Annotated in this window: 11 protein-coding genes and 1 tRNA gene; 5 read left to right on the top strand and 7 right to left on the bottom strand. The window is 62.0% G+C overall.

Annotated elements, in window-relative coordinates:
- From SM765_RS09130 to SM765_RS09115, 4 genes are all read right to left on the bottom strand, one after another.
- Complete coding sequence (locus SM765_RS09130) at window positions 1-360, bottom strand: SpoIIAA family protein (RefSeq protein ID WP_274841266.1); 360 nt, start codon at window positions 358-360, stop codon at window positions 1-3.
- Between the two features lie 72 nt (window positions 361-432).
- Complete coding sequence (locus SM765_RS09125) at window positions 433-1,812, bottom strand: MBL fold metallo-hydrolase RNA specificity domain-containing protein (RefSeq protein ID WP_274837184.1); 1,380 nt, start codon at window positions 1,810-1,812, stop codon at window positions 433-435.
- A 6-nt stretch (window positions 1,813-1,818) separates the two neighbouring features.
- On the bottom strand, window positions 1,819-2,649 hold the full coding sequence (locus SM765_RS09120; RefSeq protein WP_274837183.1) for an LOG family protein: 831 nt from the start codon (window positions 2,647-2,649) through the stop codon (window positions 1,819-1,821).
- A gap of 356 nt (window positions 2,650-3,005) precedes the next feature.
- Window positions 3,006-3,095 (bottom strand) — tRNA-Ser (locus tag SM765_RS09115).
- 347 nt (window positions 3,096-3,442) lie between these two features.
- On the opposite strand from SM765_RS09115, the gene dusA reads away from it, so the two are divergent.
- Entirely contained in the window at window positions 3,443-4,438 is a 996-nt protein-coding gene (gene dusA / locus SM765_RS09110; RefSeq protein ID WP_274837182.1) for a tRNA dihydrouridine(20/20a) synthase DusA, read from the top strand.
- A 68-nt stretch (window positions 4,439-4,506) separates the two neighbouring features.
- Here the strand turns inward: dusA and SM765_RS09105 are convergent, their stop codons facing one another.
- From SM765_RS09105 to ccmI, 3 genes are read right to left on the bottom strand one after another with little or no spacing between them, the layout of a single operon-like run.
- Window positions 4,507-4,740 carry a DUF1289 domain-containing protein gene (locus SM765_RS09105; RefSeq protein ID WP_065273486.1) on the bottom strand — a complete coding sequence of 78 codons (234 nt, stop codon included), beginning with the start codon at window positions 4,738-4,740 and terminating at the stop codon, window positions 4,507-4,509.
- A gap of 4 nt (window positions 4,741-4,744) precedes the next feature.
- Window positions 4,745-5,218: a Holliday junction resolvase RuvX gene (gene ruvX / locus SM765_RS09100; RefSeq protein ID WP_274829099.1), complete on the bottom strand. Its 474-nt coding sequence runs from the start codon at window positions 5,216-5,218 to the stop codon at window positions 4,745-4,747.
- Window positions 5,215-6,465: a c-type cytochrome biogenesis protein CcmI gene (gene ccmI / locus SM765_RS09095; RefSeq protein WP_274837181.1), complete on the bottom strand. Its 1,251-nt coding sequence runs from the start codon at window positions 6,463-6,465 to the stop codon at window positions 5,215-5,217. The genes ruvX and ccmI overlap by 4 nt, the downstream gene beginning before the upstream one ends.
- A 246-nt stretch (window positions 6,466-6,711) precedes the next feature.
- Here ccmI and SM765_RS09090 point away from each other — a divergent pair, with 246 nt between their 5' ends.
- From SM765_RS09090 to SM765_RS09075, 4 genes are all read left to right on the top strand, one after another.
- Window positions 6,712-7,956, top strand: a complete 1,245-nt coding sequence (locus SM765_RS09090) for a sarcosine oxidase subunit beta family protein (RefSeq protein WP_274834428.1) — start codon at window positions 6,712-6,714, stop codon at window positions 7,954-7,956.
- Window positions 7,957-8,062: 106 nt separating this feature from the next.
- Window positions 8,063-8,404: a sarcosine oxidase subunit delta gene (locus SM765_RS09085; RefSeq protein ID WP_274829103.1), complete on the top strand. Its 342-nt coding sequence runs from the start codon at window positions 8,063-8,065 to the stop codon at window positions 8,402-8,404.
- A gap of 100 nt (window positions 8,405-8,504) precedes the next feature.
- Window positions 8,505-11,534, top strand: a complete 3,030-nt coding sequence (locus SM765_RS09080) for a sarcosine oxidase subunit alpha family protein (RefSeq protein WP_274837180.1) — start codon at window positions 8,505-8,507, stop codon at window positions 11,532-11,534.
- Entirely contained in the window at window positions 11,527-12,093 is a 567-nt protein-coding gene (locus SM765_RS09075) for a sarcosine oxidase subunit gamma (protein WP_274837179.1), read from the top strand. Before SM765_RS09080 ends, SM765_RS09075 begins: the two co-directional genes overlap by 8 nt.

Below are 12,093 nucleotides of genomic sequence, written 5' to 3'. Positions count from 1 at the left end.
TTAAGCCCGCACCCAAGCCCAGGCGGCATCAAGCGCATCGCCATCGAACACCTTGACTTCCCCCTTCATCAGGAACGCGCTGAGCTTGAGGCACCAGACGACCCAATCGGGCGCGCCGACAAGGGCGAGACGTTCAAAATCCGAGGCATGCTTTAGCCCGAAAGACATGTCGTCCCAGGCGGCCCTGATGTCCCACCCTTCAAAATCGCTGTCCGTGAAGAACAGGAGGCGCAGTTTGCTGTAGGTGTCAAAACGCGCTTCGAGTTCGGGCAACAAAGTGGTGTAGTCCTCTTCGTGCAAAAGTCCGGAGGCCCGTATACCGACGACGGGCCCGTCGCTTTCTTTCATGATTTTGAGCATTGTCCTTCGGTCCTTTCTGCATTGCGTCTGTTTGGCGGGCATCGCCGATGGCGGGTTCGCTCCGGCGCGCCGTCAGATTTCGAAACTCTGATGCATGGTCGGAAACTCGATCCGCTCCGATTTAAGGCCCTTTGCAAAGGTTTTTCGTGCGTCTTCTTCCCCGTGGATCAGGAAGGTAATGTCGGGCGTGCGGTTCTTTTCATGCCAGGCGCGCAGTTCCTTTTTGCCTGCATGGGCGGAAAATCCGTTGATCGTGTGGATGCGAGCCCGGACCGGGATGTGATCGCCGAACAGTTTCACCGACTGAGCGCCGTCGATGATGATACGCGCGAGCGTGCCCTCGGCAGCGAAGCCGACGAAAATGACGCTGCATTCTTCGTGGGCGAGGTTGTGCCTCAGGTGTTGCCGGACGCGACCCCCCGTGCACATGCCCGACCCCGCCATGATCACCGCGCCAGAGTGTATGTGGTTGAGCTGCATCGATTCTGCCGTCTCACGCGTGAATTCCAACTCGGGCAGTGAAAAGGGATCTTGCCCCGACCGGATCTGCTCCGCGATTTCGCGGGTCATCGCCTCGGGATGGTTGCGAAAGATCTTTGTGGCCGAAATCGCCATCGGGGAGTCGAGAAATACCCTCAAATCCTGTGGCAGGATATCCCGTTTGATGCCTTCATTCATGAAGAAGAGCAGCTCCTGCGCCCGCTCCAGGGCAAAGGTTGGAATGATGACATTGCCGCCCCGTGCCTGCGTATCAGAGATGGCTTCGAGCAATTCATCCACCGAGGCCTCAAGCGAGCGGTGATCGCGATCGCCATAGGTGGTTTCCATCACGATGATATCCGCATCACCCGGCGGCTGAGCATTGCTCAGGAACGGCCTGTCCGATGGGCCGATATCGCCCGAGAACAGGATGCGGCGATTGCGCCCGTCCTCGGTGACGCTAAGTAGGATGCTGGCCGAGCCAAGGATATGGCCCGCCTCATAGAAGATGGCGCTTGCATCGTGCCCGAGGTGGATGGGCACGCCGTAGTCAGCGATGCGATTGAAGTGGTCAAAGCTCATGACCGCGTCGAGCGTGTCATAGAGCGGCTGATGTTTGTGCCCTTTCTCGGAGTGCCGTTGCCGCCGACGCGCCTCTTCTTCGTGAAGATGCGCGGAATCGAGGATGACCAGCCGGGCCAGATCCCGGGTTGCGGCAGTGCAGATGATGTCGCCCCGGAAGCCCCGGTTCACCAGCAGCGGAATGCGTCCGCAATGATCCAGATGCGCATGGGTAAGCAGCAGGACGTCGATAGAGGCAGGGTCGAAGCCGAAGTCGCCGACATTCTCTTCCTTGAGTTCGTGGCCGCCCTGAAACATGCCGCAATCCACCAGGATCTTGAGGTTGCCAACCGTCACCAGATGGCAGGACCCGGTGACAGTACCAGCGGCGCCGTGAAACGAAATCTGCATCCTCTATTACTCCTGTTCGACGATGGATTTTCCGGCACGGGCGTACCAACGTTGGATGTCCTCCCAGATTTCCTCGGCCGTTTCGGCGAACCAGAAAAGGTCCCGGTCCTCGGGGGCGATGACACCCTCGTCGACCAAAAATTCGGGATCAAAGGCGCCGCGCCAGTAGTCTTCCCCGACCAGGATCAGCGGCATCGGCGCGATCTTACGGGTCTGGATCAGGGTGAGGGCCTCAAAGAACTCATCAAGCGTGCCATAGCCACCGGGAAAGATCACCAGGGCACGTGCCCGGAGCAGGAAATGCAGCTTTCTGATCGCGAAATAGTGGAACCGGAAGCAAAATCCGGGGGTCAGATAGGGGTTTGGGAACTGCTCGTGCGGCAGGGTAATGTTCAGTCCCACGGTTGTTGCGTCCATATCATGCGCACCGCGGTTTGCGGCTTCCATCAGGCCTGGCCCACCGCCCGTAACCAGTGCCAGCTTGTCGCCGTTCGTTTGCTCCTGTGCCCCGACGATGCGTCCGAATTCACGCGCAACCTCGTAATAGTGGCTTTTGTCCAGTAGACGCCTTGCGATCCTCAGATCGCGTTCGAGGCCCGAAGGCCAGTGCTCTGCAGGACCGTTCTGAACCGCCTCTAGCTCTGCCACCTTGCGCTGAGCGGCTTTCGGCTCCGGGATCCGGGTGCTTCCGAACACCACAATGGAGTGTTTGATCCGATGGTGTTCAAGGAGCTGCTCTGCCTTGAGATAGTCTAACTGCAGCCGGACGCCGCGGGTGTCTTCACTTTGCAGGTAATCGATGTCCTCGTCCGCGCGCCTGTACTCTGGTGACCTCATGATCGCCTGTACCAGAGACAGAGCCTCCGGATCTTCATGAGAGGGCTTCGGGGTTTTCCAAGGCAGGTCCGTTTGCCGCCGCTCGGGGTGCGCCGGCTCCGGCTTATGCGATTGTTTCGATCTGTGTTTCACCCTGTGCCTCCGCAGGGCGCCCGCTCTGCCGGGCGCTGGGGCATTATCGCAGCCCACAGGTCCAGCACGTTGACAAAGATCAATGGCGTAGAGCGTTCGTGTGACCGCTCCTTTAGCCATGGAGACGTAGACGCCCGGCGCTGGGCCACGCCCACATGGTCGCCTGAAATGGCAACGATATCCAGCCACAACCAGGTCTGAAAATTGAGCATCTAAGGGGGGTATGGCGGAGAGACAGGGATTCGAACCCTGGAGACGGTTTCCCGCCTACACACTTTCCAGGCGTGCGCCTTCGACCACTCGGCCACCTCTCCGTGAGGCGCACTTCTGATGTATTTCGGGGGGGATTGCAAGACCATTTTCGGCAAAAAATCCAATGTTTTTCGAGGGGCGAAATGTCCGATTCTAAGGTCCTTCAGGATGGCCTGTCTGCAATGCTCGCAGTGGGCAATTCCTGCCTTGTTCGGGGCGGTTATTCGCCGCGAAATCTGGTTTGGTTCTGGTTTGGGGCAGGGGGGCGACGTTCACGGCGCTGTGGGTTTCCCGTGGCTCCCTGTTGCCTCCGGTGAAATGTGCTACACCCCAGCCCTGTCGAATCGTGTATGACTGGGCACCCCGGCCTGCGCCGAAGGCAGGCCGTATTGAGGATGGAGCCAAGGCTGTGAATACCAAGCTGGAACAAGCAGCGCGTCTGAGTGTGGCGCCGATGATGGATTGGACCGACAGGCACTGTCGTTACCTGCATCGCCTGTTGAGCCGTGAGACACTCCTATACACAGAAATGGTCACCGCACCTGCGCTGGTGCGGGGTGGGGCCTTGCATCTGCTGGCCTTCAATCCCGAGGAGCACCCGGTGGCGCTGCAGCTGGGCGGGTCCGAGCCGCAGGAACTGGCCGAGGCCGCGCGGCTTGGCGAAGAGGCGGGCTATGATGAGGTGAACCTCAATTGCGGTTGTCCCAGCGATAGGGTGCAATCCGGTGCCTTCGGGGCGGTTCTGATGCAAACGCCGGATCTGGTGGCGGAGTGCGTGGCGGCCATGCGCGGTAACGTGCAGGTCGATGTCACCGTGAAATGCCGCATCGGCGTTGATGAGCAGGAACCGCAGGACATCCTGCCGGTGTTTCTGGAGAAAATTCGCGCTGCGGGTTGCCGACGCGTGACGATCCACGCGCGCAAAGCCTGGTTGCAAGGGCTGTCACCCAAGGAAAACAGGGATATCCCGCCGCTAGATTACGATCTGGTGCATCAGATGAAGGCGGCGTTTCCCGATCTGCATATCTCACTGAACGGTGGCATTGCCTCCCTGGACGCGGCGCGGGAACATCTGGACCGGGGTCTTGATGGTGTCATGGTCGGACGCGCGGCCTATCACCAGCCCGCCGATATTCTGTCGGCTGCCGACCCGGTGATCTATGGCACCGGCGAGCCGCGCGACGCATCCGCCGTGGTGCATGAGATGCTTCCCTATATCGAGCGGCAGTTGAGCGATGGCGCGCGGCTGCATCAGATTACCCGACATATGCTGGGTCTTTTTGCCGGTAAACCCGGCGCGCGTGCATGGCGGCGGATCCTCTCCGAGAGGGCGAACCGTCCGGGGGCCGGTCCTGATTTGGTGTTGGAAGCGCTGTCACAGGTGGCAGAGCGCTCTGCCGCCTGAGGCATCCGTCAGCAGGAGACCGGTGAACCATCAATCCTGTGCTGACTGACCGCTGTACGCGGGCGGCGTTATTTGCGCTCCAGCCGGGCAGCGCGACCGCCACGGCGTTTGGTCAGCCCGGCGGCACGCCCCGGCAGTTCTTCCATCACCGCAGCGCGTTCATCATTGCTCATCCGAGACCACTGGGTAATTTCGTCAATCGAGCGGTAGCAGCCGGTACAGATCCGCTCTGCGGGGTGAACCACACAGATCTTGATGCAAGGCGACTGAATTTCGTCGCGTTTCCAGACCTTGTCGCTCATGCCGTCATCCATTGCCCAAATGCCTCATCCGATCCAGCGCTCCCTGCAGGATATAGGAGGCGGCGACATGGTCGATCACCTCGGAGCGGCGTTTGCGGGACGTATCCGCCTCCAGCAGGGCTTTTTCTGCGGCAACTGTACTCAGCCTTTCGTCCCAGAAGCCGATCGGCAGTTCGGTCAGTCGCGTCAGGTTGCGGGCAAAGGCGCGGGTGGATTGGCAGCGTGGTCCTTCGCTGCCATCCATATTGCGCGGCAGGCCGAGCAGGATGCCGCCCACCTCGCGTTCCTTGATGATCTCCAGCAGGCGCGCACTGTCGAGGGTGAACTTCTTGCGCCGGATGGTTTCCAGCGGTGTGGCCACCGCGCCGATCCGGTCCGAGACGGCAACCCCGATGGTTTTCTCGCCCAGATCCAGCCCGACCAGCGCAGAGTAAGAGGGCAGGGCGGCGGCGAATTCTTCAAAGGTATCAAGGATCATTCTGACACCCCTGCCTGACGGGCGGCGTCGTTGATCATGTCAAGCGCGGCGGCGTCCCCGGCAAAGGTCTGGCGGGCTTCGTCATAGATGACGCGGGCCTGATCCAGATCGCCAAGCACCCCCAGCGCCCCGATCAGACGGGACCATTCCTGGACCGTGCCACCTTCGGTCGCGAGCCTGTCCGACAGGCGAGCCACCATGCCGCGGATCATCTCGGCCCGGTCGGCTTCGCTCATCTCGGCGGCGTTCTCCACGTCCGCCGCATCGGGGCCGGGCATGGCGCCAGCAAAGGGCGGGGTCGGCGCGCCTTTGGGCTGGATCGGCTGATAATCGACCCCGGCACGCACGGCCATCTCTTCGATCTGGCTTTGAATGCCGCGGACCCAGGGATCATCGGCATTGCCCTTGCGCAGGGTTTCCGCCCAGATCTGGTAGGAGAGGTCAGGCCGTCCCACCTGTCCCAGCATCAACCCGTAGTAATAGCGTGCCGGTCCGTTTTCCGGGTCCAGCCGCAGCGTCTGGCTTAGCGCCTTTTCCGCTTCGGGAGAGACATAGCCACCGGCTGCCATGATCATCAGCTCGGCCAGCTCGCCGAAATCGGCGGCTTCCACATCGCCGGACATGATGTTGATATACTTTTCCTTGGCCTGATAGGCCGCGATGAAATTGCCGAGGTTCGCCTCGTGCTGTACCAGCAGGGCCTGACCCTGAGCGTCGTCTTCACGCTTGGCCACGGTCTTGCGCAGTTGATCGACGAGCTGACGGTAGCTGTCTTCGACTTCGGGCGCCGGGAAAGGCGGCACCTGGGCTTCAGCTTCGGCCTGCCGGGGGCGGCTGTCGGCGCGCTCCTGCGCCATGGCGATGCGGCTCTTGAGGCTGAGGTCACCATAGCCTGGTGCGCCCAGCGTCGCGTATATCCCCAGTGTTCCGCCACAGATCCCCAGAACGATGATCACCGCCACCGCGCGGGTCGCCATCCGGGGTTGCCGCGCGCCTTCGGTCTGTGCCTGCAGCTCCGCATCGGCGGCCAGAATGCGGCGGGAGACCTCGGTTCGGATGCGGCCGGCGTCGGCTTCGTTGATCACGCCACGCGCCAGATCCTTGTCCACGTCGCGCAATTGCTGGCGATAGACGCGCAGGTCATAGGCGGCTGGCGGCTCTCCCGTTGCGCGGCTGCGCAGCAGAACCAATGCCATCAATCCGGCGATGGCCAGGGCCATGAATGCGATGAGGATCCAGAAAACCATGCTTACTCCGATGTTTGATCTCCATCTATATCTCCGCAGGCGCGGAAAAAAGGCCTAACTGCTGCGTCACCCTGTCGTGCCCGGTATGTCAGTCGGCTCACGGGCGAGGCAGACCCCGTGCGCCACGGTCGCAGACGTGGTAGAAAGGTGATGTCGCAACTATGCACAAATGCGACGATAAACGGCACGGCCCTGAACCGCCCCTCGGGCATACCCAAGAACAGACACGCATCATCGGATTCGCTCATGAAACGCTATTCAGCCTTTGCAGTCGCGCGGGAGGCCCTGCGCTACCACACCGGATGGGAACGCGCCTGGCGCGCCCCCGAGCCCAAACGCCACTATGATGTGATCATCGTCGGCGCGGGCGGGCACGGCCTTGCCACGGCCTATTACCTTGGCAAGAATTTCGGCATCACCAATGTGGCGGTGCTGGAAAAGGGCTGGCTGGGCGGCGGCAACACCGGGCGCAACACCACCATCATCCGCTCGAACTACCTGCAAGATCCGTCGGCGGCGATCTATGAAAAGGCGCGTTCCCTATACGAGGATATGAGCCAGGATCTGAACTATAACGTCATGTTTTCTCCGCGCGGCGTCATCATGCTGGCCCAGACCGAGCATGAGGTGCGCGGCTACAAGCGCACGGCCCATGCCAACGCGCTGCAGGGCGTGTCTACCGAGTGGATCGAACCCGCGCGCGTCAAGGAACTGGTGCCGATCATCAACCTTGAAGGGCCGCGTTACCCTGTGCTGGGTGGCCTGTGGCAGGAGCGCGGCGGCACCGCGCGTCACGATGCGGTGGCCTGGGGCTATGCCCGGGCGTGTTCGGCCATGGGCATGGACATCATCCAGCAATGTGAAGTCACCGGCGTGCGCACTGAAGGCGGCCGGGTCATCGGTGTCGACACCAGTAAGGGCGCGATCGATTGCGATAAGCTGGGCATGGTGGTTGCAGGCAACTGTTCGCACCTTTCCCAGATGGCGGGCTTCCGCCTGCCGGTCGAAAGCGTGGCGCTGCAGGCGCTGGTCTCTGAACCGATCAAACCCTGCATGGATGTGGTCGTCATGGCCAACACCGTGCACGGCTACATGAGCCAGTCCGACAAGGGCGAGATGGTGATTGGTGGCGGTACCGATGGCTACAACAATTACACCCAGCGCGGGTCCTTCCACCACATCGAGGAAACCGTGCGTGCGCTGAACGAAACCTTCCCGATGGTGTCGCGCCTGAAGATGCTGCGCCAGTGGGGCGGTATCGTGGATGTCACCGGCGACCGCTCGCCCATCATCTCTTCCACGCCGGTACAGAACTGTTTCGTCAACGCAGGCTGGGGCACCGGCGGCTTCAAGGCCATTCCGGGATCTGGCTGGGCCATGGCCGAGCTGATGGCAACCGGCCATTCGCCGCTGGCCGAGGAATTTTCGATGATGCGCTTCAAGGAAGGCAAATTCATCGACGAGAGCGTCGCAGCCGGGGTCGCCCACTGATGGTTGCTTCCCTTCGTTCATCCAATGTGACGTCCTGCGCCGCATCGTGCCCGATCCCCGCCCTCGGTTCGGGCACAGTAGACCAGATCAAACCGGAGCATGGCCCATGCTGATCCTTGAATGCCCCTATTGCGGCGTCAAAGCCGAAGAAACCGAACTGCACGGTGGCGGTGAGGCGCATCTGACGCGCTTTGGTCCCGGCTCCTCGGATGATGAGTTCCATGATTATCTGTTCATGCGGGAAAATCCCAAAGGCGTGCATTTCGAACGCTGGCGGCACGTCAATGGCTGCGGCAAGTGGTTCCACGCGGCCCGCTGTACCATGACGCTTGAGGTTTTTGGCACCTATTCGGCGCAAACCACCGAGCCGCCGCAGGAAATCCGCGACGCGATCACCGCCAAACGCCCCGGCTGGAGCTGGCGCGAGTTTTCGGATGCCAAGTCATGACAGACGCACTTCGTCGCACAGACCGACCGCAGCCGGGCATGGCCCGTTTCGTGGAACACACACCGAATACCACCGCCTTTTATCGTGAAAGGTTCGCAGCATGAGCACGCGTCTTGCCAATCAGGGCCGGTTGATCGACCGCTCCAAACCCATCGAGTTCACCTTTAACGGCACGCGGATGACAGGCTATGCCGGGGATACGCTGGCCTCGGCGCTGCTGGCCAATGATCAGCTGCTGGTGGGCCGGTCCTTCAAATACCACCGCCCACGCGGGCTGGTTGCCTCGGGCGCGGAAGAGCCCAACGCGCTGGTTGGCCTCGGCTCCGGTGCGCGGTTCGAACCGAACCAGCGCGCCACCACGACCGAGCTGTTCTCGGGCCTCAGCGCCCAGTCGCAGAACCACTGGCCCAGCCTTGAGTTCGACGTGGGCGTGGTGAACAACAAGCTGGCGCGGTTCCTGCCCGCTGGTTTCTACTACAAGACGTTCATCCATCCCAAACCCTTCTGGAAACACGTCTACGAGCCGATCATCCGCAAATCCGCAGGTCTGGGTCAGGCACCCGACCGCGAACTGAAGGACGCGGATACCTACGAACACTTCTATTTCTTTGCTGATGTTCTGGTTGTTGGCGGCGGTGTCGCAGGCCTTCAGGCGGCGCTAACGGCGGGCCGTTCGGGCGCCAAGGTGCTGGTGATCGAACAGAACGCCCATTGGGGCGGCCGTGCGCCGGTCGATGGCGGGACCATCGATGGCGACGATCCCGAAGCCTGGGTGGAACAGGCGCTGGCAGAACTCACCGCGATGGAGAACGTCACCCTGCGCAACCGCTGCATGGGATCGGGCGTCTATGATCACGGTTATGCTCTGGGATACGAACGGCTGACCGATCACACACCGGGGCAGGGTGGTCCGCGCCACCGCCTGTGGCGGATCCGTGCAAAACAGATCGTTACCGCAACTGGCGCCATTGAACGGCCGCTGTCGTTTGCTGGCAACGATGTGCCCGGCGTGATGCTGGCCGCAGCGATGCGCGATTACGTGGTGAACTGGGGCGCGACCCCGGGGCAGCGCGTGGTGGTAGCGACCAACAACGATGATGCATATCGCACCGCGCTGGCGCTGCATGGTGCAGGCGTCGAGGTTGTACGCGTGCTCGACACCCGCGAAGCCGGTGGCGGCGCCCTGATGGATGAGGTCCGTGCGCTTGGTATCCGTGTCGAATGCGGCCGCGGCATTGCCAAGGTCAAGGACGGCAAGCATGTGACCAAGGTCGCGATCTGCGCCCAGAATGGTCAGGGCGGCGCCCAGGAAGAGGTCGAAGCCGATGCGGTCGCCATGTCCGGCGGCTGGTCTCCGGTGGTGCACCTGTGGTCCCATTGTGGCGGCAAGCTTACTTGGGATGATGCTCAGGCGCATTTCCGCCCCGATCCCAACCGCCCGCCGCTCGGCGCGGATGGTGCGGGTTTTGTGGTGACCGCTGGCGCTGCCAGCGGCCCGCTGACACTGGATGCGGTGCTGGCCGATGGCGCCGAGGCCGGGGCCAAGGCCGCCGCTGCGGCCGGGTTCAAAGCCGATGCCACTGCCGCCAAGGGCGAAGCGCAGGACGAAGCGCCGATGCAGCCGGTCTGGCTGATGCCCGCCCGTGCGGAAATCAACCTGCGCATGAAGGCCTGGCTGGACTTCCAGAACGACGTCAAGGTTTCTGACGTGCAGCTGGCGGCTCGCGAAGGCTATGAGAGCGTCGAGCATACCAAGCGTTACACCACGCTTGGCATGGCGACGGACCAGGGTAAACTCAGCAATATCAACGGTCTGGCGATCCTTGCTGACAGCCTCGGGTCGGAAATCCCGCAGGTGGGCACCACCACCTTCCGCCCGCCCTATCACCCCATTTCCATGGGCGCGATCGGCGGCGAGGCGCGCGGCGAGATCTTCCAGCCCCTGCGCAAGACGCCGATGTACGACTGGCACGATGGCAATGGCGCCGACTGGGAACCGGTGGGCCATTGGCGCCGCCCCTACGCCTATGTGCGCAGCGGCGAAAGCGTGAAGGAGGCGGTCAACCGCGAGATCACCAACACCCGCCAGAACGTCGGGATGCTGGATGCCTCAACCCTGGGTAAGCTGATCGTCAAAGGCCCCGACGCCGGGCGGTTCCTCGACATGATGTACACCAACATGATGTCGACCCTGAAAGTCGGCAAATGTCGCTATGGTCTGATGTGCTCCGAGAACGGCTTCCTGTCGGATGACGGCGTGGTTGCCCGCATCGACGAGGACACTTGGCTGTGCCACACCACCACCGGCGGCGCCGATCGCATCCATGCCCATATGGAAGAATGGCTGCAGACCGAATGGTGGGACTGGAAAGTCTTCGTCGCCAATGTGACCGAGCAATACGCTCAAATCGCGGTGGTCGGTCCCAAGGCGCGCAAGGTGCTGGAAAAGCTGAACGGCGAGGCCGGTGGCGGTCTGGATGTCTCCAAGGAGGCGTTGCCCTTCATGGAGTGGAAGGACGGAGAGATCGGCGGCTTCAAATGCCGGGTCTACCGGATCTCCTTCTCGGGCGAGTTGTCCTACGAGATCGCTGTTGCTGCTTCTGACGGTCAGGCCTTCTGGGATGCGCTGATGGCGGCGGGGCAGGAGTTTGGCGTGATGCCCTATGGCACTGAATGCCTGCACGTGCTGCGCGCGGAGAAGGGCTTTATCATGATCGGGGATGAAACCGACGGTACGGTCATTCCGCAGGATCTGGGGCTCAACTGGGCGATTTCCAAGAAGAAGGAAGACTTCATCGGCAAGCGCGCGCAGCTGCGCAGCCATATGGCGGATCCGGAACGCTGGAAACTGGTGGGGCTTGAGACGACCGACGGGTCGGTGCTGCCGGACGGCGCCTACGCGGTCGGCAATGGCGTCAATGCCAATGGCCAGAAAAACACCATCGGCCGGGTAACCTCGACCTATTATTCCCCGACCTTGGGCAAGGGGATCGCGATGGGACTGGTGAAACACGGCCCCGACCGCATGGGAGAGGTTCTCGACTTCCCCGGCACCGATGGCACCATTTTCAAGGCACGGATCGTCGATCCGGTCTTCTACGACAAGGAAGGGGAAAAGCAGAATGTCTAATCCTGTGAGCGCCCTGGGCGGCGCCAGCTACGCCGGAATGGCCACGCTGGAAGAGGCCGGTCTGCAGGGGATGATCACCCTGCGCGGCGATCTGTCCTCCAAGACCCTGCAACAGGCGGTGAAGGTGGCCACCGGCGCAGATGTGCCGGCGCCTCGCCGGATCACCACCACCGAGAGCGGCGCCGTGGCCTGGATGTCCCCGGATGAGTTGCTGTTGCTGCTGCCATATGCCGACGCCGAAGCCAAGACCGTGGCGCTGGCAGAAGCTCTGTCGGGCGAGCACGCTCTGGCGGTGAATGTCTCTGATGCGCGGGCTTTTTTCCACCTCTCGGGCGCAGGTGCGCGCGAGGTTCTGGGCAAGGTCTGTCCGGTGGATTTCGATGCGGCAGCCTTCACCCCCGGCGATTTCCGCCGCACCCGCATGGCGCAGGTGGCTGCGGCCTTCTGGCTGGATGAAGAGGAGACCTTCCACATTGTCTGCTTCCGCTCGGTCGCGGGGTATGTCTTCAACCTGTTGAAAGCATCTGCCCACCCGCAATCAAAGGTTGGCGTCTACTGA

Source organism: Pseudophaeobacter sp. 1A09344 (assembly GCF_041008745.1).
Classification (GTDB): domain Bacteria; phylum Pseudomonadota; class Alphaproteobacteria; order Rhodobacterales; family Rhodobacteraceae; genus Phycobacter; species Phycobacter gallaeciensis_A.
Note: the sequence above shows the minus strand (reverse complement) of the source record. Positions and strands in the feature narration are given on the sequence as shown.